At 59.9% G+C, this 26,910-nt stretch carries 22 protein-coding genes, 2 rRNA genes and 1 other RNA gene; 18 read left to right on the top strand and 7 right to left on the bottom strand.

Going from position 1 to position 26,910, the window contains the following annotated elements:
- Positions 1 to 8 precede the first annotated feature (8 nt).
- The 4 genes from HMPREF0291_RS11020 to HMPREF0291_RS11005 all read left to right on the top strand — a co-directional run bounded on the left by HMPREF0291_RS11020 (position 9) and on the right by HMPREF0291_RS11005 (position 3,792).
- Positions 9 to 383 (top strand): ectoine synthase, encoded by a 375-nt coding sequence (locus tag HMPREF0291_RS11020; protein WP_005291538.1) that lies wholly within the window; start codon positions 9 to 11, stop codon positions 381 to 383.
- A gap of 78 nt (positions 384 to 461) precedes the next feature.
- Positions 462 to 1,067: a cation efflux transmembrane domain-containing protein gene (locus HMPREF0291_RS11015; RefSeq protein ID WP_156774853.1), complete on the top strand. Its 606-nt coding sequence runs from the start codon at positions 462 to 464 to the stop codon at positions 1,065 to 1,067.
- Between the two features lie 158 nt (positions 1,068 to 1,225).
- A complete protein-coding gene (locus tag HMPREF0291_RS11010; RefSeq protein WP_156774852.1) occupies positions 1,226 to 2,500 on the top strand; it encodes an HNH endonuclease signature motif containing protein in 1,275 nt (424 codons plus the stop codon).
- A 41-nt stretch (positions 2,501 to 2,541) separates the two neighbouring features.
- Positions 2,542 to 3,792, top strand: a complete 1,251-nt coding sequence (locus HMPREF0291_RS11005; RefSeq protein WP_005291533.1) for an Nramp family divalent metal transporter — start codon at positions 2,542 to 2,544, stop codon at positions 3,790 to 3,792.
- On the opposite strand, the gene HMPREF0291_RS11000 is transcribed toward HMPREF0291_RS11005, so the two are convergent.
- The 6 genes from HMPREF0291_RS11000 to thiC are packed head-to-tail and all read right to left on the bottom strand — an operon-like array spanning position 3,789 to position 9,401.
- A complete protein-coding gene (locus HMPREF0291_RS11000) occupies positions 3,789 to 4,448 on the bottom strand; it encodes a thiamine phosphate synthase (RefSeq protein ID WP_005291530.1) in 660 nt (219 codons plus the stop codon). The two genes, HMPREF0291_RS11005 and HMPREF0291_RS11000, sit on opposite strands and share 4 nt — an antisense overlap.
- Positions 4,441 to 4,728, bottom strand: coding sequence for a DUF7218 family protein (locus tag HMPREF0291_RS10995; RefSeq protein WP_050748835.1), 288 nt, complete (start codon positions 4,726 to 4,728; stop codon positions 4,441 to 4,443). The genes HMPREF0291_RS11000 and HMPREF0291_RS10995 overlap by 8 nt, the downstream gene beginning before the upstream one ends.
- Positions 4,610 to 5,980, bottom strand: a complete 1,371-nt coding sequence (locus HMPREF0291_RS10990) for a DUF418 domain-containing protein (protein WP_005291525.1) — start codon at positions 5,978 to 5,980, stop codon at positions 4,610 to 4,612. The genes HMPREF0291_RS10995 and HMPREF0291_RS10990 overlap by 119 nt, the downstream gene beginning before the upstream one ends.
- Positions 5,977 to 6,759, bottom strand: a complete 783-nt coding sequence (hisN, locus tag HMPREF0291_RS10985) for a histidinol-phosphatase (protein ID WP_005291523.1) — start codon at positions 6,757 to 6,759, stop codon at positions 5,977 to 5,979. The genes HMPREF0291_RS10990 and hisN overlap by 4 nt, the downstream gene beginning before the upstream one ends.
- 31 nt (positions 6,760 to 6,790) lie before the next feature.
- Complete coding sequence (locus tag HMPREF0291_RS10980) at positions 6,791 to 7,603, bottom strand: inositol monophosphatase family protein (protein WP_005291522.1); 813 nt, start codon at positions 7,601 to 7,603, stop codon at positions 6,791 to 6,793.
- A 10-nt stretch (positions 7,604 to 7,613) separates the two neighbouring features.
- Positions 7,614 to 9,401, bottom strand: a complete 1,788-nt coding sequence (gene thiC / locus HMPREF0291_RS10975) for a phosphomethylpyrimidine synthase ThiC (RefSeq protein ID WP_005291519.1) — start codon at positions 9,399 to 9,401, stop codon at positions 7,614 to 7,616.
- Positions 9,402 to 9,549: 148 nt separating this feature from the next.
- Here thiC and prfB point away from each other — a divergent pair, with 148 nt between their 5' ends.
- Both prfB and HMPREF0291_RS10965 read left to right on the top strand, forming a co-directional pair.
- Positions 9,550 to 10,644: a peptide chain release factor 2 gene (gene prfB / locus HMPREF0291_RS10970; RefSeq protein WP_005291516.1), complete on the top strand. Its 1,095-nt coding sequence runs from the start codon at positions 9,550 to 9,552 to the stop codon at positions 10,642 to 10,644.
- A gap of 52 nt (positions 10,645 to 10,696) precedes the next feature.
- A complete protein-coding gene (locus HMPREF0291_RS10965) occupies positions 10,697 to 11,089 on the top strand; it encodes a DUF805 domain-containing protein (protein ID WP_005291515.1) in 393 nt (130 codons plus the stop codon).
- Here the strand turns inward: HMPREF0291_RS10965 and HMPREF0291_RS10960 are convergent.
- Complete coding sequence (locus tag HMPREF0291_RS10960; RefSeq protein ID WP_005291513.1) at positions 11,060 to 12,676, bottom strand: class I adenylate-forming enzyme family protein; 1,617 nt, start codon at positions 12,674 to 12,676, stop codon at positions 11,060 to 11,062. The two genes, HMPREF0291_RS10965 and HMPREF0291_RS10960, sit on opposite strands and share 30 nt — an antisense overlap.
- Positions 12,677 to 12,860: 184 nt before the next feature.
- On the opposite strand from HMPREF0291_RS10960, the gene ftsE reads away from it, so the two are divergent.
- From ftsE to HMPREF0291_RS10905, 12 genes are all read left to right on the top strand, one after another.
- Entirely contained in the window at positions 12,861 to 13,550 is a 690-nt protein-coding gene (gene ftsE, locus HMPREF0291_RS10955; protein ID WP_005291511.1) for a cell division ATP-binding protein FtsE, read from the top strand.
- A complete protein-coding gene (gene ftsX, locus HMPREF0291_RS10950) occupies positions 13,550 to 14,452 on the top strand; it encodes a permease-like cell division protein FtsX (RefSeq protein ID WP_005291509.1) in 903 nt (300 codons plus the stop codon). Before ftsE ends, ftsX begins: the two co-directional genes overlap by 1 nt.
- Positions 14,453 to 14,455: 3 nt before the next feature.
- On the top strand, positions 14,456 to 14,944 hold the full coding sequence (gene smpB, locus HMPREF0291_RS10945) for an SsrA-binding protein SmpB (RefSeq protein ID WP_005291508.1): 489 nt from the start codon (positions 14,456 to 14,458) through the stop codon (positions 14,942 to 14,944).
- Positions 14,945 to 14,970: 26 nt separating this feature from the next.
- The gene (locus HMPREF0291_RS10940) at positions 14,971 to 15,624 is read left to right on the top strand and encodes an SDR family oxidoreductase (RefSeq protein ID WP_005291506.1); all 654 of its coding nucleotides are present in this window, start codon (positions 14,971 to 14,973) and stop codon (positions 15,622 to 15,624) included.
- 64 nt (positions 15,625 to 15,688) lie between these two features.
- Positions 15,689 to 16,070: a transfer-messenger RNA gene (ssrA, locus tag HMPREF0291_RS11690) on the top strand.
- Positions 16,071 to 16,142: 72 nt separating this feature from the next.
- Positions 16,143 to 17,033, top strand: coding sequence for an ABC transporter substrate-binding protein (locus HMPREF0291_RS11395; RefSeq protein WP_005291503.1), 891 nt, complete (start codon positions 16,143 to 16,145; stop codon positions 17,031 to 17,033).
- A 93-nt stretch (positions 17,034 to 17,126) separates the two neighbouring features.
- Positions 17,127 to 18,158: a siderophore ABC transporter substrate-binding protein gene (locus HMPREF0291_RS10930; protein WP_005291501.1), complete on the top strand. Its 1,032-nt coding sequence runs from the start codon at positions 17,127 to 17,129 to the stop codon at positions 18,156 to 18,158.
- Positions 18,158 to 19,132: an ABC transporter permease gene (locus HMPREF0291_RS10925; RefSeq protein ID WP_005291499.1), complete on the top strand. Its 975-nt coding sequence runs from the start codon at positions 18,158 to 18,160 to the stop codon at positions 19,130 to 19,132. The genes HMPREF0291_RS10930 and HMPREF0291_RS10925 overlap by 1 nt, the downstream gene beginning before the upstream one ends.
- On the top strand, positions 19,129 to 20,163 hold the full coding sequence (locus HMPREF0291_RS10920; protein ID WP_005291497.1) for an iron chelate uptake ABC transporter family permease subunit: 1,035 nt from the start codon (positions 19,129 to 19,131) through the stop codon (positions 20,161 to 20,163). The genes HMPREF0291_RS10925 and HMPREF0291_RS10920 overlap by 4 nt, the downstream gene beginning before the upstream one ends.
- Positions 20,160 to 20,915 (top strand): iron ABC transporter ATP-binding protein, encoded by a 756-nt coding sequence (locus HMPREF0291_RS10915; RefSeq protein ID WP_005291496.1) that lies wholly within the window; start codon positions 20,160 to 20,162, stop codon positions 20,913 to 20,915. Before HMPREF0291_RS10920 ends, HMPREF0291_RS10915 begins: the two co-directional genes overlap by 4 nt.
- A gap of 662 nt (positions 20,916 to 21,577) precedes the next feature.
- Positions 21,578 to 23,097: ribosomal RNA gene (locus tag HMPREF0291_RS10910) — 16S ribosomal RNA — on the top strand.
- A gap of 580 nt (positions 23,098 to 23,677) precedes the next feature.
- Positions 23,678 to 26,754 (top strand): 23S ribosomal RNA (locus HMPREF0291_RS10905).
- The 16S and 23S rRNA genes sit together here, the layout of an rRNA operon.
- Positions 26,755 to 26,910 lie beyond the last annotated feature (156 nt).

Raw genomic sequence — 26,910 nt, 5'->3', positions numbered from 1 at the left:
CACTAGCTATGTTCACCCGTTCCCGCGACGAAGTGGAAAAAGTCGAGTGGGGCGGCGGCACCTCTGAGCGTGTCGTCACCGCCAAGGACAACATGGGCTTCGCCATCGCCCACACTGTTGTCCGTGCTGGCACTGAGTCCAAGCTGCAGTACCGTAACCACCTCGAGGCTTGCTACTGCATCGGCGGCTCCGGTGAGGTCGAGGACACCGAGGGCAACGTGTACCCGATCACCCCGGGCACGGTGTATGTGCTTGATGAGCACGACGCCCACTACCTCCGCGGCGGCAAGGACGAGGACCTCATCCTAGTCTCTGTGTTCAACCCGGCCATCACCGGCGATGAGAAGCACGAGCTGACCGCCGACGGCTTCAGCTCCTACTAAACACGGTAAAACCCCAGGGACTCCGCAATGCGGAGTCTCTTTTTGTGTGAAAGGCCTGTTGCGAGCACCATGGGCAGTATGAACACTGACCGAATCCGCCGCGCCGTTCTCATTGTGGCGCTGCTGAACCTGCTCTACTTCTTCATCGAGTTCGCCGCGGCCGTGATGATTGGCTCAGCCGCGTTGTTTGCCGACTCCGCAGACTTTCTCGAGGACACGGCGATCAACCTGCTGGTGTTCTTTGCAGTGGCGTGGCCGGCGTCGCGCCGTCGAAAAGCAGGAAGCGTGCTCGCGGCGCTCATCCTGATTCCTGCGATCGCAGCGATCGTGATGGTTGTGACCAAGATTCTCAACCCGGAACCGCCATCTGCGGAAGGGCTGACTGCGGTGGCATTCGGTGCGCTGGTGGTCAACGTCATTTGCGCAGTGATCTTGCTGCAGTTGCGGGAGCAGGGCTCGTCACTCGCGACAGGTGCGTGGCTCGCGGCGCGTAACGACGCCCTTGCCAACATCCTCATCATTCTCGCCGGTCTACTCACCTTCGTATGGCCGACGGCGTGGTTCGACATCGTGGTCGGCGCGATCATCGCCGCGGTGAACCTCTCCGCCGCCAAGGAAGTGTGGGAAGAATCCCGCGAGGAGCACGATTCTGTCGAGGAAGCCTTCGCGGAAATGGAGGACTAGCTTTACGACGTTTTAGTCCGCCGCAAAACCCCAGGGACTCCGCAATGCGGAGTCTTTTTCATCGGTGATATTCGAACAATTGATCGATGGGTGTCCGGGTCGTTGTGTAGAGTCGGGGTAACCGACAACGTGGGGCATTAACAGGGGTGGTGGTCAGCGTGAACATACTGGATGAAGAGCTGGATCTGGAGTGGTTGGCTGAGGAAATCGTGGCGACATACGTTACGGTTGTTCGTTCGAAAGCGCGATTGATGGTGCTGATTGGCGATTTCGATCAGATGGGGTTAGCGAATGAGTGCGGAGCGACGAGTACGGCGGCCTGGCTAATCAGGCGGCTCGGGGTATCGGAGTCGACGGCGCATGAGTACGTGAGTGTTGCACGGCAACTGAACGATTTCCCATACCTGACGGAGATGTTCCTCGATGGTAACCTGAGCTACTCTGCGGTGCGTCTACTGCTCAAGTACCTGACCGCTGACAATGAGTTCGAGCTGGTGAAGATGGGCATGGAGCTGAACTACCACGGCCTGGAAAGCGCTCTCGCCGGAAAGCAGAAACCTAACGAGGCGAAGGAGGAGGGCAGGGAGTATTACCTGCGGTTGAAGCAGGAGGCAGACGGTGGCCTGAAGCTGTGGGGGAGGCTCAACGCCGCAGATGGTGAAGCTTTCAAGGCTGCGCTCAAAATTGGGCATCTCGCGTCCGCTGCCGAGGATGGGGAGCTAGAGAAGCTGCTGGGTGGGGATGGGGTGGTCGACAATGAGAAGGTAGATGAGCTCATCCATGAAAAAGAGAAGGATGAGGAGGCTCGACAGGCAAAGCGGGAGGTGTCTGGCTTCGGCTTGCCGACGCCGCGCGCCTTGGTCTTCTCCCTCATGGGAATAGTGAACATGGCCCGTACAAAACCCATCAGCACTCTTCGGGCGCCGGGCGCGCACGTGAACGTCATGATGACCGTGGACGGGCGAGCCTACTTGCCTAACAACGCTGGAGCGACGACCGAGACGCTGGAGCACCTCGTATCCAACGCCTTAGTCAGGTTGGATACGGTGAGTAATCAGGGCCTCATCCTGAACACCGGTCGGTCAACCCGCCTAGCAACGGACGGACAGGTCAACGCGCTCATGGCCATGTGGGGCGGGCAGTGCGCGACTCCGGGCTGTACGCATCGACGCTTCATGGAAATGCACCACATCCGCGACTGGGCTGAGGGCGGTATGACCGACCTGGATAATTTGCTGCCATTGTGCTCCGGATGCCACTCTCTGGTCACAGAAGGGTACACAACCATCACGCGCAATGGCCATGAGATCGTCTTCGAGTTCCGCGACGGTTCCAAATACGTCTCCTACAACCATTCCCTGCCCGTTCGGAATGACGGTTACGAGACTGCCGATTTGAACGAACCCCTGTGGGCCGACAGTTTCGCCGGATAAAGTAGTTCGGAACATGTCACCAACCGCAGAAGGGAACAGCGATGTCCACTGCAGTAAACGATCGCGACGACTCTGAGGTTACGGCTAAACGACGGTCAGGCTGGCTCGGTCCGGGCCTGCTCATTAGTGCCTCGTTCATTGGCCCGGGCACAGTCACCACGGCGACGGTCACAGGTGCAAGCTTCGGTTTCGCCCTGACATGGGCGATCGTGTTCTCGATCGTGGCCACGATCATCCTGCAAGAAATGTCTGCGCGCCTGGGACTCATGGGCGGGTTGAGCACGGGCGAAGCAATGCGCGAAACGTTCGAGTCGCCGGTGGCGAAGCTGCTGATGATCTCGCTCATTGTCACGGCTATCGGCATCGGCGGCGCCGCATACGCTGGCGGTGACACCACAGGTACAGCCCTCGCGCTTTCCGACGTCACCGGCCTGAGCATCCCCGTCCTGTCCTGCATCATCGTCGCTGTGATCGTTGTCCTTCTGCTGACCGGCAGCTACAAGGTCATCGAGAAATTCATGACCGCGCTGGTGATCATCCTGGCACTGATCTTCCTGATCACCGCAGTGGCAGTGAAGCCGGATCTCGGCGCGATGTTCAAAGGCATCTTCGTGCCGGGCCTTCCAGACGGCTCGGTGCTCACGGCGATCGCGCTGATCGGTACGACAGTGGTGCCCTACAACGTCTTCCTCCACTCCAACCTGGTCCAGGAAAAGTGGGGCGATGAGCCGGGCAAGCTGAGCTTGAAGAAAGCCCGCGTGGACAACATTGTGTCGATCTCCATCGGTGGGTTGATCACGTTGGCGATCGTGGCTACAGCAGCGTCGACGCTCTTTGCCCAGGGCATTGCAGCCGAATCAGCTGCGGAGCTGGCGGAGCCGTTGCGTCCGGTGCTCGGCGACTTCGCGCCGTGGGCGTTGGCGATCGGTCTGTTCGCGGCTGGCCTGACCTCGGCTATCGCCGGCCCGCTTGGCGCTGCCTACGCGATCTCCGGCGTGCTCGGCTGGTCCTCTGACCTGAAAGACAACAGGTTCCGCGCGATCTACCTGGCCGTGGTGCTCATCGGGCTGGTGATCGCGGTGACCGGTGTCAACCCGATCCAAGTGATTGTCCTGGCGCAGGCAGCCAACGGCATCCTGCTGCCAGTGGTGGCGTTCTTCTTGCTCTACACCATGAACAACAAGAAGCTGCTGGGAGACAACGCCAATGGCCTCGCCTCCAACATCCTCGGCGGCTTCATCTTCTTGGTCACCGTGGTGCTCGGCGGGTACTCGCTGTATAGCTTGTTCTAGCGGGATTGCTTGCCCCTGTCGAAGGCGGCGATCACGCGCTCAACGTACGCCTGCGGATCCTCGGCGTTCATGATGCCGCGGACGATAGCTACGCCGTCAACGCCGGCTGCGGCGAGGTCAGCGGCATCGTCGACGGTGACGTCGCCGATGGCGACGACGGGCAGCGAAGATGCAGCGACGAGCGGCGGATAGCCCTCCAGCCCCAGCGGTTCGCGGCCAGAGTCTTTTGTGGGAGTCGCGCGGAAGGGCCCTGCGCCGATGTAGTCGATGACGTCAGCGTACTGGTTGGCATCCTGCACGAGTTCCAGCGTCCCCGTGGTCAGGCCGATGATCGCATCTGGCCCAAGCAATTCGCGCGCGATGCGCGGATCGAGGTCGTCCTGGCCGATGTGCACGCCGGCGACGTTAGGAACGCGGGCCTGGCGTAGGGCGAGGGCGACGTCGGCGCGATCGTCGATAAGCACGTGCGTGGCGGGGTTGACCTCGTAGACAGCCTCCGCGACGGCCTGGCCGAGCTCGAACAGCGAGCGCGCAGAGATGGGTTTGCTGCGCACTTGGATCATTCCGGCGCCACCAGCGGCGGCTGCGCGCGCAGTGCCGACGATGTCAGGCCCCTGGCCGGTGATGAAGTAGCAGCGGAGATCAAGCTCAGTCATTGCGCAGCGCCTCGATGAGCTCGTCCTTGGTCATGTCGGATCGGCCGGGGATGTCCAGCTCCTGCGCGCGGGAGTAGAGCTCCTCGCGCGTCCAGTCATCGTAGGAGCCAGACTCGCCGCCCTTCGCACCGACATCGGAGCGCGAAGAGTTCGCCGCCGCGTTAGCGATGGCCGCCGCCTTCGACTTCGAATTGCCCTCCTGGCGGAGGCGTTGGTAGAGCTCCCCGTCCTTCACCGACGGGCCGCCGGGCGTGTTCTCCGGGTGCTTGTCCTGCGTCATGTGGGCCATTGTAGGCCTCCGCGTAGGGCTCGATCTTGCCGGTCTTGCCGTAGGCGAGACGGCGGTGGACCCACTCGAACGGGCCGGGGGTGTTTGTGGCTTCGAGGATGACCGCAAGCACCAGGGTGATCAACCAGACGCCGGCGGCGATGAGGAGCTTTTCCGAGATGGTGCTGTCCACGCCGAGACCGAAGCCAAAGGGCATGACCAGGATGATGAACAGGAAGGACTGGGCGACGTAGCCGGACATTGAACGCTTACCCAACGCGACAAAGGGGTACAAAATCTTCGGGGCAGCGACTGGATGCCCGGCTGCGGCATCGTCGTACATGCGCTTCTGAATCCCGTTCGTGGCCAACGCGATCAGCGCCAGGATGCCGGGGCCGGTGAATGTGCCCAAGCCCATATTGAGGGCCATGAAGACCTGATCCAATTGGTCGTTAATGACACCCATCGCCGCTAGGCCCCACGGTATGCCGACAGCGAGGCTGATGACTACAGCGAGCGTGGCCCAAAAAGTGAGCGTTCTTCGGTGCGCGTCGACGTTGGCCAGAACCCCCTCCCGCGCCCAGATGAACCCGATGAGCATGACGCATAGGACCGCGAGAACGGCGAACGTCGAGTTCACCATGAAAAATGGTGCTTGTTGGATAGTCGTGATGAAGTAGGTGCCGGCTGTGGTGATTTGCTCAGTTGGGGTGAACTCTGGCACGACGTCCACACCGGCGAGGGCGGTAATCACCGACATCGTCGACAGGAGCAGGGCGATGCAGAAGGACACCGCAGCAAAGATGCGCAGTGTCTTCGAACTGAGCTTGATCATCGTGGCGATGAGCATTCCCGCCAAGCCATAGGTGAACATGATGTCGCCGTTGAACAGCAGGTACATGTGCAGTAAGCCGAAGACGGCGAGGATGCCGTAGCGTTTAACCAGCATGCGTGTGGCTTTGCCCACTGGGTAGTTCTTCCGGTGCAAGCTCGAAGTGAGTAGCCCGATGCCGAAACCGAGCAGGGTAGCGAACATTGGCAGGCCTCGAGTGTGGACGAGCATGCCCGAGAACAGGGCAGCGAAACGGTCTGAAGCACTGTCTGGGTCTACCCAGCCGAGGCTCTTACCAATGGCACCCTCAGGGGAGTTCATAATCCAGAAGGTGGTCAGATTCGCCATGGCGATCCCCCAAAGAGCCAGCCCGCGAGCGAGATCGGGGACAACGAGGCGAGGGGGTTTCTGGGTGGGAGCAGGTGCGGTCATGACAGTCTCCTTAGAACAGCATCATGCAGCAAGTTGTTGGTGGCCACCGCGTCACCGCCGTGCGGGCCATCCTCGCCGGCGCGTGAGGTGAACCTCCCGCCAGCCTCGGTGACCAGAACAGACAGTGCTGCGAGATCCCACAGCGACACTTCGGGCTCCGCAGCGATGTCCACCGCACCTTCTGCCACCAGGCAGTAAGAGAAGAAGTCGCCGTAGCCGCGCAGCCGCCAGACATCGTCGGTCAGGGAGATCAGCTGGTCGCGCAAGTCGCGGTCGCGCCAGCCGCTCAAGGACGAGATGCTTATCGACGCATCCTCCAACCCCTCAACCCCCGACACCCCGAGCCGCTTCACACTGCCGTCGGCGAACGTGCGCCACGCCCCGGAACCCTGGCTGGCGTACCAGCGGCGGGCAAGGGCGGGAGCACTGACGACCCCAACGACAGGCTTGCCGTCTTCGAGCAATGCGATGAGCGTGGCCCACACGGGCACGCCGCGAACGAAGTTCTTGGTGCCGTCGATAGGGTCGATGACCCACTGGCGACCCTCGAACTGCACGTCGCCACCGAACTCCTCACCAAGGACCGCGTCGGAGGGGCGGGCAGATTCCAGCTTGGCGCGCAGCGCAGCCTCCACGGCGATGTCCGCGTCGGAGACGGGAGTCATGTCCGGTTTCGAGTCGACTTTAAGGTCGGCGGATTCGAAACGGTCGAGGGTGATGCCGTCGGCAAGCTCTGCGAGCTCGAGTGCGAGCGCTAGATCATCTGAATAGGTGGTCATGGCGCCCAATCCTAGCGAGATCGGGGCGTTGTTACTCCGCCAAAAGTGCCTCGACCTCGTCCACCAGTTGCTCGTTGCCGGCCACGCACCAGGTCACCCCACCTGCGTCGACTTTGATGGCCTTCCCGCCGACACCTTCGACCAGCGCTTTACCGGGCAGCCAGTCCCAATCGGCGACCGAGTGTTGGATCCAACCGCCAATTCCGCTCGAGGCCACCGTGGCCAAATCGACAGAACCTGCGCCCCACATGCGCACCGTGGCGGCCTGGCTGGCTGCCCGCATCCAGGCGTCGCGGATCTCTGCATTCTCCATATCGCGCGGGTGCAGGTAAGTGGCCAAGGCGAGCTGATTCAACGGCGCGTTCTCCAGGTGGGGGAGACGCTCGCCGTTGCGCTCGGAGGTTCCGCCGTGTGCCACCCAGGTCGTGTCCAGCGCGGGGCGCATGACGGCGCTGGTGAGGATGCTCGCTGGAGCGCTGGGCGCGCCGTCGACAAGCGCGAGCGCGGAGCAGAAATAGTCGGAGCCGCAGGAGAAGTTGTACGTCCCGTCGACGGGGTCAATGACCCACGTGCGGCCCGTGGTGGACTCTTTAGCCGCGCCTTCTTCGCCGAGAATGCCGTCGTCGGGGCGAAGGGCCTCGAGCGTCTCAGCGACGAAGCGCTCGGCGGCCATGTCAGCCTGCGTGACCACATCCGACACGGATGTCTTCTGCGACGTCTCCAAACCTTCGTTGCGCATGCGCAAAGCGAGCTCCCCGGCCGTGCGGGTCAGCGCCGCGGCGAGCTCGTGGTCGGGGGCGTCGGTATGGCTTTCGATGAATGCTGCGGTAGACACAGCAGCCATTATCCCCGAATTACTCCTTCACGTAGACGTTCGAGCCGAGCTCGCGGAACTCCTTGGCCATCTCGCGCTCGCCGCGGCGGAAATCCTCCCCGCCCGCGAAGGTGGGGATGCCCAGGTCGGCGATGAGCTTCTTGTTCTCGTCATCCAGCGCCTCGTCGATGGCATCACCGAACTCGTCGCGGATGTCCTGGCTGATGCGCATGGAGCAGAACTTCGGGCCGCACATGGAGCAGAAGTGCGCCGTCTTCGCAGGTTCAGCCGGCAGCGTCTCATCGTGGTAGGCCTGCGCGGTCTCCGGGTCAAGCGAGAGAGCGAACTGGTCGTTCCAGCGGAACTCGAAGCGCGCCTTGCTCATTGCGTCGTCCCAGTCACGGGCGCCCGGGTGGCCTTTGGCCACGTCGGCTGCGTGCGCGGCGACCTTGTACGTGATCACACCGGTCTTGACATCATCCTTGTTGGGCAGGCCCAGGTGCTCCTTCGGGGTGACGTAGCACAGCATCGCGGTGCCGCCCATGGCGATATTGGCGGCGCCGATTGCAGAGGTGATGTGATCGTAGCCCGGGGCGATGTCGGTCACCAGCGGGCCGAGGGTGTAAAACGGCGCGCCGCCGCACCACTCCTCTTCCTTCTCGTTGTTGACCTGGATCATGTTCAGCGGGACGTGGCCCGGCCCCTCGATCATGACCTGGACATCGTGGTCCCAGGCGCGCTTGCACAGTTCGCCGATGGTTTTCAGCTCAGCGAACTGTGCAGCATCGTTGGCGTCGGCGACGGAGCCGGGACGCAAACCGTCCCCAAGCGAGAAGGCGATGTCGTACTGGGCGAAGATCTCGCACAGCTCGTCGAAGTTCTCGTACAGGAAGGATTCCTTGTGGTGCGCGAGGCACCAGCCGGCCATGATCGAGCCGCCGCGGGAGACAATGCCGGTCACGCGCTTCGAGGTCAGCGGAACGTACGGCAGGCGCACGCCGGCGTGGACAGTCATGTAATCAACGCCCTGCTCAGCCTGCTCGATGACGGTGTCGCGGAAGATCTCCCACGTCAAGTCCTCAGCGACGCCACCCACTTTCTCCAGCGCCTGGTAGATCGGCACCGTGCCGATGGGAACCGGGGAATTGCGCAGGATCCACTCGCGAGTGGTGTGAATGTCGTTTCCGGTGGACAAGTCCATGACCGTGTCCGCGCCCCAGCGGGTGGCCCAGCGCAACTTGTCTACTTCCTCACGGATGGAGGAGGTCACCGCAGAGTTGCCGATATTCGCGTTGATCTTGGTCAAGAACGCATTGCCGATAATCATCGGCTCGCTCTCCGGGTGGTTAACGTTGTTCGGGATGATTGCGCGGCCAGCGGCGACTTCCTCGCGGACTTTCTCCGGAGAGCAGTGTTCGCGCAGTGCCACAAAGCGCATTTCGGAGGTGATCTCGCCGCGGCGGGCGTAGGCCATCTGGGTCACGCGCTTTCCGCTTTTCGCGCGCAGGGGCTCGCGCTTAGCCCCGCGCCACTCTTCGCTAGCGGCACCGCGTTTCATAGCGCGGACACCGTCGTCCTCGAGGTTGCGCTCGCGGCCGGCGTAGCTCTCCACGTCATCACGGGCTTCAATCCACTCGGTGCGCAGATCCGGCAGGCCCTCTTCCGGCTCAGCCCACGGGCCGCGTGTGCGGTAGATCTTGAACGGCGCGTTCGGGCCGGTCGGTGAGTCATCGAGCTGGATTTCCGTCTCCGGGACTTCCAGACCATCTTCCACGATCGGCGCGTACGAGTGCTTCAGGTGAATTTCCTGGGCGTAGATGTCGGCCATTGCCTCTCCTTTACTTCCTTCGCTGGTGCTAACCAGACAGGTTCGAACGGTGCTCGCACGGCCTATCAGTGCGATCTCAGCCCGCTGCCGCGGGCGCCCGTGTGGGGGTGTAGTTCGAGTCTATCGTCTCCTACTACACTGCGCTTACATGAATCCCGACACCAGCAACCGCATCCAGTCGCTCGAGCAGACCCTGACCACCATTGAGAAGGTCATGGACCTCGACGAGATGGATGCCCGGGCGCGCGAGCTGGAGCAGCAGGCCGCCGACCCGAGCCTGTGGGACGACCCCGAGCACGCTCAGAGCGTGACCACTGAACTCTCCAGCGTCCAAGCGCGCGTGCGCAGGGTGCGCAGCCTACGCCAGCGTATCGACGACTTGCCCGTCATGTACGAGCTCGCCGCGGAAGAGGGCGATTACACGCTTGCCGAGGATGAACTCGCTGACCTGACCACGGCCGTCGAAACCCTCGAAGTGACCACAATGTTGTCGGGCGAGTACGACCAGCGCGAAGCGGTGGTGAACATCCGCTCCGGAGCAGGCGGCGTCGACGCGGCGGATTGGGCAGAGATGCTCATGCGCATGTACATCCGTTGGGCGGAGAAGAACGGGCACAAGGTCGATGTCTACGACATTTCCTACGCCGAGGAGGCCGGCATCAAGTCGGCGACGTTCGTCGTGCACGGCGAGTACATGTACGGCCAGTTATCCGTCGAGCAGGGTGCGCACCGGTTGGTGCGCATCTCGCCGTTCGACAACCAGGGGCGCCGTCAAACCTCCTTCGCCGAAGTCGAAGTTCTGCCGGTGGTGGAGAAGACTGACCACATCGACATCCCGGACTCGGAAATCCGCATCGACGTCTATCGCTCGTCCGGTCCTGGTGGCCAATCGGTCAACACCACCGACTCGGCGGTGCGCATCACCCACGAGCCCACCGGCATTGTGGTGACCTGCCAAAACGAAAAGTCGCAGATTCAGAACAAGGCCTCCGCCATGAACGTCCTGCAGTCCAAGCTGCTTGAGCGCAAACGGCAGGAAGAAAAAGCTGAGCTCGACGCCCTCGGTGCTGGCGGCAACGCCAGCTGGGGCAACCAGATGCGCTCCTACGTCCTCCACCCGTACCAAATGGTCAAAGACCTACGCACCAACTACGAAGTAGGCGACCCGCAGAAGGTGCTCGATGGCGACATCGACGGGTTCCTCGAAAGCGGCATTCGTTGGCGCAGCACCGAATCTGCATGATCTGACTATGGCTTAGGTAGGCAATGACTCGTTCGGCGTAAGGAGCCTTTTTATGGGTGAAGCGCGCTCTAGTACGAATCTGGACAAGCCCCTGCGGGATGCGTCTCTGTCGCAAGCGGTGTACAGATTTTTTGCGAAGTTCTTTGTTTTCAAGGGACGAGCCTCGCGGAGCGAGTATTGGTGGGTCTTTCTTGCTATCACTGTGGGCTCAATCCCGGTCAGTATGCTCGAGATTCACTTCGGAATTCCGGTTGGCAAGGTGGTCGGGGTCATTCTTCTGATCCCGTTTCTGGCACTGATCTCGAGGAGGCTGCAAGACGCGGGTTTTTCAGGGCTTCTGACGATTCTCGTCTTTGTGCCTGTACTTGGATCGATAGCCATCATGATCATGACTCTCATGCCATCGGAGATGACCTCAAGCATGGACAGCGAAGGTTCTGAATGAACCGGTCGCCCTGTCGTGGTGTGCGGTGCTTTCCACCGTGCTTGAGCAGCTATTCTCCGTTGTCTTTGCTTCCTGCTGGAGGAACTCTCGCATCGCCATATCGCGCATTGTGGGCTTGTCCACCTTGCCGACGGGATTGCGCGGCAGATCTTCCACGGTAGTGATGTGTACCGGCCACTTGACCTTGGCCAACAGGGGACGGACGTGATCCAATAGTGCGGTTGTGTCGACAGTGGCGGGGTCGGAATTGCTCACGTAGGCGACGGGGACTTCCCCAAGCACTTCGTGCGGCAACCCGACCACAGCGGATTCGACAACGTCAGGGTGGGTGTTCAGCGCGTTCTCAATCTCGGAGGGGTAGAGGTTCTCTCCGCCGCGGATGATCATGTCTTTGATCCGGTCAACGAGGAACAGGAAACCGTTGTCGTCCAAGTAGCCGACGTCGCCAGTGTGGAGCCAGCCGTCGACGACGGTCTTCGCGGTTTCCTCTGGCCGGTTGAGGTAGCCGACCATGACGTTGTCGCCTTTGATCACCACCTCTCCGGCTTCCCCAGTGGGCAGAAAGCCGCCCTCGCCGTCGCTGATGCGCACTTCTTGTCCCGGTAGGGCTCGGCCCACGGTGCCGGCGGGCGGGTCGTCGTCAAGGCGGACAGCGGTCGAGCCGACGGTTCCCTCGGTCAGGCCGTACGCGCCGCGGATCTTCACACCGTACTTCTGCTGGAAGGATTCGATGAGCTGCACGGAGGCCGGTGCGGCGCCGCAGACAGCGAACTCGAGACTGGAGAAGTCGACACCGGAGTCCGGCGGCAGCTGCAGCAGGTAAGCGAAGATTGCCGGCACGGCGGAGAAGTATGTCGGCCGGTACTGTGCCACGGCGGAAATGAACTCCATTGGGTTGAAGCGGTCGAGGATGGTCACCTTGCCACCGCGGCTGTACGGCGCGAGGAAGCTGACCAGAATCGCGTTGGAGTGAAACAGCGGCAACGGCATCAGCGCGTGGATCTCACCGTCCATGTCCAGGGCGCCGGAGATGCTTTCCACCATGGCGTTGAGGTTGCTGTGGCTGAGCATAACGCCTTTCGGGCGGCCAGTAGATCCGGAGGTGTAGACCAGTAGCGCGATGTCATCGGCTGAAGGTGGCTCGGGCAAGGAGCTGGGGGAGCTGGGCACTTCATGTTCGCGGTGCTGGCCGGATACTGCGAGCTCGAAGAGGGGTGCCACGCGAGCGCCGGGGAAGTAGTCCTCTGGTTGACGGGCGGCGAAGTCGTTCGTGGTCACCACGACCTTCGCACCGGAATCCTCGATCTGGTAGGCGGATTCAGGTGCCGCGAAGGTCGGGTTCATGGGTGTGCACGCGGCCCGCAGCCGCCATGCCGCCGCCATGGTGGTCAGCAGTTCAAGGCGGTTGGGCAAGAACGTGGCTACGACGTCGCCGGGGCCGACGCCCATCGCGGCTAGCTGGTGGGCGAGGATGTCTACTTCTTCGGCGAACTCTTGGCCGGTCAGAGAGCGGAAGGAATCCCGGAGGCGTGATCCTTCGATTCCCTGATGAAATTCGTGCCACGGCTGAAAGCGGTAATCGGTCATGATCCCTCCGATATGTGATGTGAGTTACACGGGTAAGGGTCACTATAGAGGTTCGGAGCCAGATGGTGAGTGAGGGGAAAGAATCTGCTGGTCCGCGGTAAGGGGTACCGTGCACGTCTGGGTACCTGCGGTTATGGGGCGCGTGATTTCTAACCGGGCGCGATCTGTCACTAGAGTGACACGGGTGATCACTTTCTCCAACGTGACAAAGGTGTACCCGACGTCCACGCGGCCGGCGCTCGACGACATCTCCGTCGACATCGAAAACGGGGAGTTCGTCTTCCTCATCGGCCCGTCCGGCTCGGGCAAATCGTCCTTCCTGGAATTGCTCATCCGCGAAGAGAACGTCACCTCCGGCGACATTTACTTCGACAAATTCCACGTCAACGCCCTCAAGGGGAGCGAGGTGAACAAGCTGCGTCAGTCCATCGGATATGTCTTCCAGGACTTCCGGTTGCTGCCGAAGCTCAACGTCTACGACAACGTTGCATTCGCCCTCGAGGTGATCGGTAAGTCGAAGACGAAGATCAACAAGCTTGTTCCGGAGGCCCTCGAGATTGTTGGGCTCGATGCCAAAGCGAACCGGATGCCGAATGAGCTTTCCGGCGGTGAGCAGCAGCGTGTGGCGATCGCGCGCGCGTTTGTCGACCGCCCTCGGCTTTTGCTTGCCGACGAGCCTACCGGCAACCTCGACCCCTCCACCGCCGACGACATCATGGCGTTGCTCGCCCGGATCAACCGGATGGGAACGACAGTGGTGATGTCCACGCACAACGCCCGTGCGGTCAACGACATGCGCAAACGCGTCATTGAGCTCCACCTGGGCAAGCTCATCCGCGACGATAAGCACGGTGTCTACGGGAGGGAAAGCTAATGAACTGGAACTTCATCTTCCGTGAGGGCTTCCGCGGTTTGGGCCGCAACCTCACCATGACGGTCGCGCTGATCATCACCACGGCTCTGTCCTTGGCGCTCGTGGGCGCCGGCATCCTCATGTCACAGGTAACCAGCGAGACGAAGGACCTGTATCTCGACCGCGTCGAAGTCATGGTTGAACTCAGTGATGAGGTTTCGGAGACGGACAAGGATTGTTCGTCGCAAAGCTGCACGCAGGTGCGCGATATCTTGCAGGCCGATGAACGCGTCGAGTCAGTGACTTTCCGCAACCGTGATCAGTCCTACGAGCGCTTCGTTGAGCTGTTCAAGGAGTCTGACCCGGTCCTGGTGGAGGAGACATCCCGCGATTCGATGCCAGCGGCACTGCACGTGCGGCTGGAGGATCCGACGGATACGTCGCCGATTGATGCTGTCCGCGACCTGCCCCAGGTTGCCTACGTGGCTGACCAAGCCAGTGATGTGCGTGGTCTCGCTGACTCGATGGATTCGTTCCGCAACGCCACCTTCATCATCGCGGCGGCTCAGGCGCTTGCTGCGATCTTCCTGATTTCCAACATGGTGCAGCTGGCGGCGTATTCGCGCCGCGAGGAAATCAGCATCATGCGCATGGTGGGTGCCAGCCGCTGGTTCACGCAGGCCCCGTTCATTCTCGAGGCAGCTCTCTCGGTGCTCATCGGCGGGATCATCGCTACGGTTGGCGTGTGGCTGATCAAGACACAGATTGTCGACCAGATGCTCGACCCCGTCTACCAGAATCTGCTCATTGCCCGTCTGCCGGATTCCGCGGTGTGGACCGTTATGCCGCTGGTCAGCCTCGCCGCGCTGGTCGTGTCCGGCCTTGTCGCGCAGGTCGCGCTGCGCTCCTACGTCCGGAAGTAGCCTATGGCCAAGAAGAAGAAAACCGACGGCTCCAACGTCATTGCTTCCAACCGCAAGGCGCGCCACGATTACACGATCCTGGATACCTACGAGACAGGCATCGTGCTGCAGGGCACGGAGATCAAGTCGCTTCGCGACGGCAAAGCGTCCCTCGTCGAAGCCTTTGCCACCATCGACAACGGCGAGGTGTGGCTGCGCAATCTGCACATCCCCGAGTATTCGATGGGGTCGTGGACGAACCACTCGCCGCGCCGCACCCGCAAACTGCTGCTGCACCGTCGCGAGATTGACACCCTCGAGGGCAAACTGCGCGACGGCAACCGGACGCTTGTGCCCCTGAAGCTCTACCTCAAAGAGGGCCGGGTCAAAGTCGAGCTCGGTCTGGCCCAGGGTAAGCAGGATTACGACAAGCGTCGCGCCATTAAGCAGCGCACTGAAGATCGCGAGATCACGCGCGATCTGGGGCGGAAACTCAAGGGGATCAAGGCTTAACGCTGATCCTGCCTAGACTGGGTGGCATGAAAACAGCGTTGATTACAGGAGCGTCCCGTGGCATTGGTCGCGCGATCGCGGAAGAGCTGGGTAAGGATCACCACATCATCGCGGGGGCATCGCGCGACGCGTCCGACATTGTCAGTGCGCTGCCCAGCGCCGAGCCGTTTGAGGTTGACCTACGCGACACCGAGGCGCTGCTTGCGGCTGCGTCGCGGATCGAGAACGTCGATGTGGTGGTCCTTGCCGCTGGTGTCCTGCACAAGGATCCCTTCGAGCAGATCTCCGATGAGCAATGGCGTGAAACGATGGATATCAACGTGCTCGCGCCCGTTACGCTCACGCGCGCATTGCTGCCTGCTTTGCGACGATCGGGTGGCCTGCTTGTGACCATCAACTCCGGCGCCGGTTTCCACGGGGTGGAAGAGAACACCGCTTACTGCGCCTCGAAGTTCGCGCTGCGCGGTTTCACCGATTCACTGCGGCTGGAGGAGAAGGGGCGCATCCGTGTGACCTCGATCCACCCGGGCCGGACCGACACCGACATGCTGGCGGACCCGAAGCACGGCGACCGGCCGAAGATGGACGCGGGCAACGTGGCCAACGCCGTGCGCTTGGCGGTCGACGCGGGGCCGGGCGCGACTGTCGAGCACTTGCGTGTGGCCCCGTCAGGGATGTAAAGTAACTGCTCCTGCGGTGTTACTGTACGTTCCCGCCGCAGGAGGGAAGTGAAGTTCACTCCAAGGGGATGACTTGGTTTCGACTTCGCCGACTAAGCCAGGGGAAGCGTGCCGGTGCAGGCTGGAGACCACCGATTGAAGCGTCGCAGCATGTTATAAGCGCAGAGAAGAACTCTCAGCGTGACTACGCCCTCGCTGCCTAAGTAGCGACCGCGTGTCTGTCAGGCCGGGCTCGCTCCCGTCCCGGACCCTGGCATCGACTAGGGAGCTTGCCCTTCCACCGTGTCAGTGCGGTGATTGAAGGGGACACCTCTCACTGACTGGGCCCATCATCCGGACATGTTCGCCTGATCCGGAGGGTCGAGCAGAGATCTGTGCGGACTGCGCACGGAGAAGCCCTGGTGCGGTGGCGAAGGACGCGGGTTCAATTCCCGCCATCTCCACAACAAGCGGCCCCGGTTCTGATCAAGGACCGGGGCCGCTTGCGTTTTACCCCGTCGCGTAGACTTGGGCGCGCTATGACCACCGCGAAGACGATGTCGAAGAAGCTGGGCTGCCTCGCAGCGTGCGCCACGTTGACCGTGGTTCTGGGGGCGTGCGTGCCGGCCGGGGAGGAAGCCACCGCCGGTGCCCCTGAGTCCACTGAAAGTCACGCGGGTGGCGAGTGGGCGGGGGACACAGTGGACGTCGTCGACAACGAGGGCGCGAAAACTGTGCCGTTCAAACCGGAGCGGGTGGTGGTATTCGACCCACGCATGGCGGCGCTGTTGAAAGATCTCGGTATCGACGCAATTGTCGCGACCAGCCCCGAAGAGGCTGCAGATGCCGAACCGGATATGGTTCTGGTCGGCGCAGAAGCGTCCCACAGCGCCTCCGAGCTCCAAGATGTCGCGGGAGCGCCGGTGGTGGATCTCACTCCGCGCCCCGATCCGCCGCTGGATTGGGAAATGGTGCGTCAAGTGCAGGTTCTGGGCGTCATCTTCGACAAAGAAGAAGAAGCGGAGCAGATGGACAGCGACTTCTCCGACGCTCTCGAGCGGGCCCGCAACGCGGTCGGGGAAGACTGGTCGGCGACGGCTGTGGAAGCCAGTGGTGAAGCTGCCGAGCCCCTTCCTGCAGACGGTGGGAAGCTGTGGGGTCCCGTGATGGACATGGTGGGCCTTAAACCAGTGGAGCTGAACGAAGAGCCAGACGTCATTCTCGTCGAGGAGCGTGAACCGGATATGCGCTCGTCCGACTATGTACCGGCGTTGAAGCTGCTTCTGGATGATAAAGAGCTTGCGGAAACTCCGGCGGTTGAGAACGTGAACATCTACGTCGGCCCGTTTGACGTCCCAGAGGTGGCAGGGGCAAGCACGTACATCCTCATCCTCAATGAGTTGGCCGACCACTGGTCAATCAGCGGTTAGGAAGTGTGATGTTGGGGGAGGGGTATTGACCCCTAGGGGTCATGTGATAGGTTAGGCAAAGCTTACCAACTTTCTATGTATGGAGGATCTCCTATGAAACGTGTTTCCCGGCTCGTTGCCATCGTGACTGCTGCCTCACTGACCCTCGCCGGCTGCGCTGGCAACGCGGATGACTCTGCCGGCGATTCGGCTGAAACCACCCAGGCAGACGCCGGTTCCTCCGACAACGGTGCTGAGGGAGACGGTGCCTCCGACACGGTCACCATCGAGGACAACGAGGGATCCAAGGAGGTTCCGGTCAACCCGTCTTCCGTCGTCGCCCTGGACAACCGCAGCTTCGAGATCCTCGACGAGTGGGGCATCCAGCCCGTCGCCGCCGCCCGCGCGCTCGTGCCGGAGACCATTCCGGGCATCGCGGACAACGACGACATCATTGACATTGGTAACCACCGCGAGCCGAATCTGGAGGCGATCGTCGCTGCTGAGCCGCAGGTGATTGTTTCCGGCCAGCGTTTCTCCGAATACAACGAGGAGATTGAGAAGCTGGTTCCGGATGCAGTCCTCATCGACCTCGAGCCGCGCGAGGGCGAGCCGTTGGACAAGGAGCTCCTGCGCCAGGTCGACGCCCTGGGCAAGATCTTCGACCGCGAAGAAGAAGCCAAGAAGATGGCGGATGACTTCACCTCTGCGCTCGACCGCGCGAAGAAGGCTTACAACGATGAGTGGAAGGTCATGGCCGTCAATGTCTCCGGCGGTGAGATCGGCTACGTCGCTCCGAAGGTCGGTCGTACCTGGGGTCCGCTGTTCGACCTGCTCGGGCTGACCCCTGCTCTGGAAATCGAGGACGGCAGTGATGACCACCAGGGCGACGACATCTCCGTGGAGGCTATCGCCCAGGCGAACCCGGACTGGATGCTTGTGCTCGACCGCGACGCCGGCGTGCGCACCGAGGACTCCGCTCCCGCCCAGCAGGTCCTGGATGAGAGCCAGGCTCTGGGCAACGTCACCGCTGTGAAGGAGGGCAACATCTACATTGCTCCTGCGGACACGTACACTAACGAATCGATCCTGACCTACACCGAGATTTTCAACGTTCTTGCCGATCAGTGGGAGGCTGGCGCTTAGTGCCGCATCGCTTATCCGCGAAGACCCGCCCGCCGCTCGCCGAATGGAAGCTGCTGGCGGGTATCGCCGTTGTTGCCGGGTTGCTCGCCGTCTCGTTGGTGGTGGGACAGTACGACATCCTCGGCAACGACGACGGCGCCGACATGTTCTGGACTACCCGCGTCCCACGCACCATCGCACTCGTGCTGTCAGGGATGGCGATGGCCATGAGCGGCATGGTGATGCAGCTGCTTACCCAGAACAGGTTCGTCGAACCCACTACGACCGGTACAACAGAGTGGGCCGGGCTCGGCCTGTTGGTGGCGCTTTACTTCATCCCGAACCCTTCGCTGACTGTGCGCATGGTCGTCGCAGTGGTGTTCGCCTTCGTGGGCACCATGGTGTTCTTTGGATTCCTGCGCCGGGTGGCGCTGAAATCCTCGCTGATTGTGCCGATCATCGGGATCATGCTCGGGGCGGTGGTCAGTTCTATCTCCACGTTTTTCGCCATGCAGACCGACATGCTCCAGTCGCTGGGCATTTGGTTCGCCGGCTCCTACACGTCGGTGATCCGCGGGCAGTATGAAGTGCTGTGGGTCGTTGCCATTGTCGTTGTCCTCGTGTTCGTCTTCGCTGACCGGCTCACTGTGGCTGGCCTGGGTAAAGACATCGCCACGAATGTCGGCTTGAACTACGAGCGGGTTGTGCTGCTCGGCGTCGGTCTGGTCGCCATCGCCTCAGGCGTGGTCACAGTCGTAGTAGGCATGCTGCCGTTTATCGGTTTGATCGTGCCCAATCTGGTGTCCATGTTCCGGGGCGATGATTTGCGCTCCAACCTTCCCTGGGTGTGCCTGCTCGGCATCGCCGTGGTGACGGTGTGCGACATCATCGGCCGGACCATCATCGCGCCGTTCGAGATGCCCGTCTCGGTCATCCTCGGCGTCGTCGGTGCAGTCGTGTTCGTGGTGTTGATCATCAGGCAGGAGCGGTCATGACGGCAGGAACAAAGGAAACAACTGCAGCTCGGGCGAGGCATGTGGGGGCGTTTCAGTCGTCGACAAGCAAACGGCGTTACTGGATCGTCATCGTGTGTCTGCTGGTGCTCGCCGCCAGTCTGACGTGGGGGCTGCTCGCGTACGAGAACCCGATGGACGTGGGCACGCGGGGGTACTGGCTCATTGCGGAGCGCCGCGCGAACTCCGTCCTGGTCATGGCGCTGGTGGCGATATGCCAGGCGATGGCAACAGTGTCGTTTCACACGGTGACCGGCAATCGCATCATCACGCCGTCAATCATGGGTTTTGAGGCCCTCTACGTGGCTATTCACACGTCCACCGTCTACTTCTTCGGCGCGGTGGGTTTGACCAACGCGCGCACGGTAGAGATGTTCGTGCTGCAGCTCGTGGTCATGGTCGGGTTTTCGCTGTTGCTCTATTCATGGTTGCTGACCGGCAAGAACAACATGCACGCAATGCTGCTCGTCGGTGTGGTCATGGGCGGCGGACTCGCGAGCTTGTCCACATTCATGCAGCGCATGCTGACCCCAAGCGAATTCGACGTGCTCACAGCGCGGTTGTTCGGATCCGTGAATAACGCTGACCCGGAGTACTTTCCGGCGGCCATCCCGTTGGCGCTCGGCGGGGCGCTGTTGCTGCTGGTGCACTCGCGAGTTCTCAACGTCTTGGCGCTGGGGTGTGACCCCGCCATCAACCTCGGTGTGAACCACCGTGGCCACGCAATCTATGTGCTGGTGCTCGTCAGCCTGCTCATGGCAGTCTCGACAGCGCTGGTCGGGCCGATGACGTTCCTCGGATTCCTCGTGGCCACTTTGGCGTACCAGTTCGCGGACACCTACGATCACCGGTACATCTTCCCGATGGCTGCGCTCATCGGATTCGTCGTCATGACCGGGGCGTACTTCGTGATGAACCACATTTTCTACGCCCAGGGCATCGTGTCCATCATCATTGAACTCGTCGGCGGCGTCGTGTTCCTCGCTGTGATTCTGAGAAAGGGGTCGCTGTGATCAAGCTGTCCTCGGTCGAGAAAACGTACGGCCAAGAAACAGAGATCGGGCCGATCGACCTAGAAATTCCCGCTGGCGGCATGACCGCCCTCATCGGACCGAACGGCGCGGGCAAGTCCACGTTGCTCACCATCATTGGCCGGCTTCTGGAGCAGGACTCCGGCACCGTCACTGTGGCAGGCCACGACATCTCCGCCGTGAAGAGCAAGGAACTCGCCAAGGAATTGTCGATCCTGCGCCAGGAGAACAACTTTGTCACCAAGCTCACTGTGCGCCAACTCGTCGGATTCGGCCGTTTCCCCTACAGCAAGGGGCGCCTGACCGCCGAAGACGAGGAGATCATCTCGCGCTACATCGACTTCCTTGGTCTGCGCGGGCTCGAGGGGCGGTACCTGGACCAGTTGTCCGGCGGCCAGCGTCAGCGTGCATACGTCGCCATGGTTCTCGCGCAAGAGACGGACTATGTGCTTCTCGACGAACCCCTCAACAACCTCGACATCTCCCACTCGGTGGACATGATGCGCCACCTGCATGATGCCGCAGAGAACCTGGGTAGGACCATCATCGTCGTTCTGCACGACATCAACTTCGCGGCCCGCTACGCCGATTACATCTGCGCGGTCAAAGACGGCCAGATCGTAGAATTCGGCCCTCCCAAGGATGTCGTTCGCTCCGACCTGTTGTCCTCGATCTTCGGCACATCCATCGACGTGATCAACACCTCGCGTGGGCCGGTAGCCGCCTACTTTTAGAAGCTGGAAGCATGTGGCGCGCATTTCAGCGGTTGAGCGCCCAGTTAATACACGGTTTAGGCGCCCGTTTATGCAGGTAAACAACCGGTTCTAACAAATATTTGCGTTCTTCGGAGCTTTGGAGTTATTGTGTTGTTCCGTCGCTGCGAGACGTTACCAACTGGTAAACGGAACGTAGTGACGAAAACAAATCGAACTTACAAAGGAATTGACACGGAGTGTTGGTCTCCAGTAAAGTCGATCAAGCCGCTTCGGACGGAGCAAAGAACAAAAGTTCCCGAAGAGCGTGCGTGTGTTGTGTGAGAACTCGATAGTGTGCCAATGTTTTTTGGTTGGTTGTGTGCGACCTTGATGCCTGCACGTGTTTGTGTGTGGTGTGTGCTGGTCGGTGGTGCTTGAACCTATTGATGGGGTGTCACTGTGCTGGTTGGTCGTGTGTGACTGATTGGAAATATATTTTTTGTTGCTTCTTCTTTTTCCCCGTCAGGGATGAGGGGCAACATGTGGATGAACCTTTTGGTTTGTCTAGTAATTTTAGGATTGCCAGTTCACGTACTGGTGCATGGCTTTTTGTGCTGATGCGCTTTGTGTGTGGGTGGTTTTGTTTTGGTTGGGTTTTGGGCTTTTCACGGCCTGTTTCACTGTGTTTTGTTGAAACTGTTTTTGTGGAGAGTTTGATCCTGGCTCAGGATGAACGCTGGCGGCGTGCTTAACACATGCAAGTCGAACGGAAAGGCCGAAGCTTGCTTCGGTACTCGAGTGGCGAACGGGTGAGTAACACGTGGGTGATCTGCCCTGCACTTTGGGATAAGCCTGGGAAACTGGGTCTAATACCAGATAGGACCACGTCTTGGATGGTGTGGTGGAAAGTTTTTTCGGTGTGGGATGAGCTCGCGGCCTATCAGCTTGTTGGTGGGGTAATGGCCTACCAAGGCGTCGACGGGTAGCCGGCCTGAGAGGGTGTACGGCCACATTGGGACTGAGATACGGCCCAGACTCCTACGGGAGGCAGCAGTGGGGAATATTGCACAATGGGCGCAAGCCTGATGCAGCGACGCCGCGTGGGGGATGACGGCCTTCGGGTTGTAAACTCCTTTCGCCAGGGACGAAGCGTTTTGTGACGGTACCTGGATAAGAAGCACCGGCTAACTACGTGCCAGCAGCCGCGGTAATACGTAGGGTGCGAGCGTTGTCCGGAATTACTGGGCGTAAAGAGCTCGTAGGTGGTTTGTCGCGTCGTTTGTGTAATACCGCAGCTTAACTGCGGGGTTGCAGGCGATACGGGCATAACTTGAGTGCTGTAGGGGAGACTGGAATTCCTGGTGTAGCGGTGGAATGCGCAGATATCAGGAGGAACACCGATGGCGAAGGCAGGTCTCTGGGCAGTAACTGACGCTGAGGAGCGAAAGCATGGGTAGCGAACAGGATTAGATACCCTGGTAGTCCATGCCGTAAACGGTGGGCGCTAGGTGTGAGTCCCTTCCACGGGGTTCGTGCCGTAGCTAACGCATTAAGCGCCCCGCCTGGGGAGTACGGCCGCAAGGCTAAAACTCAAAGGAATTGACGGGGGGCCCGCACAAGCGGCGGAGCATGTGGATTAATTCGATGCAACGCGAAGAACCTTACCTGGGCTTGACATACACCGGATCGCTGCAGAGATGTAGCTTCCCTTGTGGCTGGTGTACAGGTGGTGCATGGTTGTCGTCAGCTCGTGTCGTGAGATGTTGGGTTAAGTCCCGCAACGAGCGCAACCCTTGTCTTATGTTGCCAGCATTTGGTTGGGGACTCATGAGAGACTGCCGGGGTTAACTCGGAGGAAGGTGGGGATGACGTCAAATCATCATGCCCCTTATGTCCAGGGCTTCACACATGCTACAATGGTCGGTACAACGCGCAGCTACTTCGTGAGGAGGCGCTAATCGCTCTAAAGCCGGCCTTAGTTCGGATTGGGGTCTGCAACTCGACCCCATGAAGTCGGAGTCGCTAGTAATCGTAGATCAGCAACGCTGCGGTGAATACGTTCCCGGGCCTTGTACACACCGCCCGTCACGTCATGAAAGTTGGTAACACCCGAAGCCAGTGGCCCAAACTTGTTAGGGAGCTGTCGAAGGTGGGATCGGCGATTGGGACGAAGTCGTAACAAGGTAGCCGTACCGGAAGGTGCGGCTGGATCACCTCCTTTCTAAGGAGCATTACTTTTTATTGGCCCCGCATGGTCAGGTAGTTACCTGTACTGGGTGTGGGGTTGGGCTGTTGAGTATCCGTGTGTGGTGCTGCAGACCCGTATGTTGTGGAAAATTTCCAGGTGGACACGCACCCGGGGGGCATGGATGCCTCCAAGAGAAGCACGCAGGGATGTGTGTGGGTGTCGCATGATTGAGCAATCAACCGGTTTTTGTCAGAAGCATTGGTGCGCTGTTGGGTGTCTGGGGCAGCACATGGTGCCCGCACACTGTGGTGTGACTCGTTTGTGGGTTGCGTGGTGTGTGGGTGGTTGTCCTTGTGGCCCGGATAGATACGAATGTCACTGTGGTGGTGTTTGTGTCTGCTGGGTGTGGTGTGTGAGAACTGTATAGTGGACGCGAGCATCTTTCTTCTTTGAAGAGAAGTGTATTTCTCATCGAGTTGGGGCGAGGATGATTGTTCTTGTTCTGGTTTGGTGTGAGTATTTTTGTGATTGTGAGTATGTGTTTGTGTATCCGGGCACACGCTTAGAGCGCTGATTACGGCTTTTTGTTGTGGTTGGTGTGGGTGTGTGTTTGTGTTTGTTGCTTAAGGGCGCATGGTGGATGCCTTGGCATGCTGGGCCGATGAAGGACGTGTGAGGCTGCGTTATGCCTCGGGGAGTTGTCAACAAAGCGTTGATCCGAGGATGTCCGAATGGGGAAACCCGGCCACGGTTGTGTGTGGTCACCGTATGATGAATTCATAGTTGTGCGGGGGTGATACCGGGAAGTGAAACATCTCAGTACCGGTGGGAGAGGAAAATAATAATGATTCTGTTAGTAGCGGCGAGCGAACGCGGATGAGGCTAAACCGTGTGCGTGTGATACCTGGCAGGGGTTGCGTGTGCGGTGTTGTGGGGTGCGATGGTCAACGGTCTGCCAGTCGTTGCATTTCTAGTGCGTGTTAGCGGAAGTGGCCTGGGATGGTCTGCCGGAGGAGGTGAGAGTCCTGTACGTGAAGGCGTGTGCTGGTTGTGTGTCGTGTTTGCCCCGAGTAGCAGCGGGCTCGTGGAATCTGCTGTGAATCTGCCGGGACCACCCGGTAAGCCTAAATACCTAGTGTGACCGATAGTGGATAGTACCGTGAGGGAATGGTGAAAAGTACCCCGGGAGGGGAGTGAAAGAGTTCCTGAAACTGTGCGCTTACAATCCGTCAGAGCACCTTCTGTGTGTGTGATGGCGTGCCTTTTGAAGAATGAGCCTGCGAGTCAGCGGCATGTCGCGAGGTTAACCCGTTTGGGGTAGTCGTAGCGAAAGCGAATGCTAATTGTGTGTTGTAAGTGGCATGTCCTGGACCCGAAGCGGGGTGATCTACCCATGGCCAGTGTGAAGCAGCTGTAAGAGGTTGTGGAGGCGCGAACCCACGTAGGTTGAAAACTGCGGGGATGAGTTGTGGGTAGGGGTGAAAGGCCAATCAAACTCCGTGATAGCTGGTTCTCCCCGAAATGCATTTAGGTGCAGCGTCGCGTAGGTGTGCCGGAGGTAGAGCTACTGGTTGGTTGAGCGGGACTATCATCTTAGCAATGTCAGCCAAACTCCGAATGCCGGTTTACATTGGTGCGCGGCAGTGAGACTGTGGGGGATAAGCTTCATAGTCGAGAGGGAAACAGCCCAGATCGCCGGTTAAGGCCCCTAAGGGTGTGCTAAGTGGAAAAGGATGTGTAATCGCGAAGACAGCCAGGAGGTTGGCTTAGAAGCAGCCACCCTTGAAAGAGTGCGTAATAGCTCACTGGTCGAGTGGTTGCGCGCCGACAATTCAGTGGGGCTCAAGTACACCGCCGAAGCCGCGGCATATTTTTATATGGGTAGGGGAGCGTCGTGCATGGGGTGAAGCGTTACCGGAAGGGGGCGTGGACTGTGTGCGAGTGAGAATGCAGGCATGAGTAACGAATGATGCGTGAGAATCGTATCCGCCGGATGACTAAGGGTTCCTGGGTCAAGTTCGTCTTCCCAGGGTGAGTCGGGTCCTAAGGCGAGGCCGACAGGCGTAGTCGATGGTCAACGGGTTGATATTCCCGTACCCGTGCATACGCGCCCAAGTGCGAAGCGGTGATACTAACCACCCTGACCACCCGCCATGCATTCCTTTGGTTTGCGGGTGGGTGTGATGCGTGGGGCCTGATCCGTTGTAGTTCAGTGATGGGGTGACGCAGTCAGGTAGCTACGCCACTTAAGTGGATTGTGGTGCAAGCGTGTGGCACATGGACTAGTCAAATGCGGTCCTGTTTGTGTGAGGCGTGATGCGTAGCCCATATGTGGGTGATGGTGGTGATCCTATGCTGTCGAGAAAAGCCTCTAGCGATGTGTGTGTACGGCCCGTACCCGAAACCGACACAGGTAGTCAGGTAGAAAATACTCAGGCGGTCGGGTGAACTGTGGTTAAGGAACTCGGCAAATTGCCCCCGTAACTTCGGGAGAAGGGGGGCCATGACTGGTGAGCGCACCATGCGTGTGTGAGCTGGTTGTGGTCGCAGAGAAGAGAGGGAAGCGACTGTTTATCAAAAACACAGGTCCGTGCGAAGACGGTCAAGTTGATGTATACGGACTGACGCCTGCCCGGTGCTGGAAGGTTAAGAGGACCTGTTAGACCCTTTGTGGTCGAAGCGGAGAATTTAAGCCCCAGTAAACGGCGGTGGTAACTATAACCATCCTAAGGTAGCGAAATTCCTTGTCGGGTAAGTTCCGACCTGCACGAATGGCGTAACGACTTCCCTGCTGTCTCAACCACAGGCCCGGTGAAATTGCACTACGAGTAAAGATGCTCGTTACGCGCGGCAGGACGAAAAGACCCCGGGACCTTCACTATAGCTTGGTATTGGTGTTTACTGCGGTTTGTGTAGCATAGGTGGGAGACTTAGAAGCGTTCACGCTAGTGGGTGTGGAGTCGGCAAGTGAAATACCACTCTGACCGTAGTGGATGTCTTAACCTTGGCCCATGATCTGGGTTGGGGACAGTGCCTGGTGGGTAGTTTAACTGGGGCGGTTGCCTCCCAAAGAGTAACGGAGGCGCCCAAAGGTTCCCTCAGCCTGGTTGGCAATCAGGTGTCTAGAGTGTAAGTGCACAAGGGAGCTTGACTGCGAGACCTACATGTCGAGCAGGGACGAAAGTCGGGACTAGTGATCCGGCACCTACTTGTGGATGTGGTGTCGCTCAACGGATAAAAGGTACCCCGGGGATAACAGGCTGATCTTCCCCAAGAGTCCATATCGACGGGATGGTTTGGCACCTCGATGTCGGCTCGTCGCATCCTGGGGCTGGAGTAGGTCCCAAGGGTTGGGCTGTTCGCCCATTAAAGCGGCACGCGAGCTGGGTTCAGAACGTCGTGAGACAGTTCGGTCTCTATCCGCCGCGCGCGTTGAAACTTGAGAAAGGCTGTCCCCAGTACGAGAGGACCGGGACGGACGTACCTCTGGTGTGCCAGTTGTTCCGCCAGGAGCATCGCTGGTTGGCTACGTACGGAAGGGATAACCGCTGAAAGCATCTAAGCGGGAAGCCTGTTTCAAGATGAGGTTTCATTCGAGGTTCCCCACAGACGATGGGGTTGATAGGCCAGATCTGGAAGCACCGTAATGTGCGAAGGTGACTGGTACTAATACACCAACAACAAAACAAAACACCGTGCACAAACAAACAACACAAACAATTGCACACTGTTCGCGTCCACTATGCAGTATCTGACACACCACACACACATGTGCCACAGATACAGATAACTAAACAACCGACCACACCACACACGCAGACGTGTGGTGGTCACCATGACACAGCC

The organism is Corynebacterium genitalium ATCC 33030 (genome assembly GCF_000143825.1).
In the GTDB taxonomy this organism is placed as follows: domain Bacteria; phylum Actinomycetota; class Actinomycetes; order Mycobacteriales; family Mycobacteriaceae; genus Corynebacterium; species Corynebacterium genitalium.
Note: the sequence above shows the minus strand (reverse complement) of the source record. Positions and strands in the feature narration are given on the sequence as shown.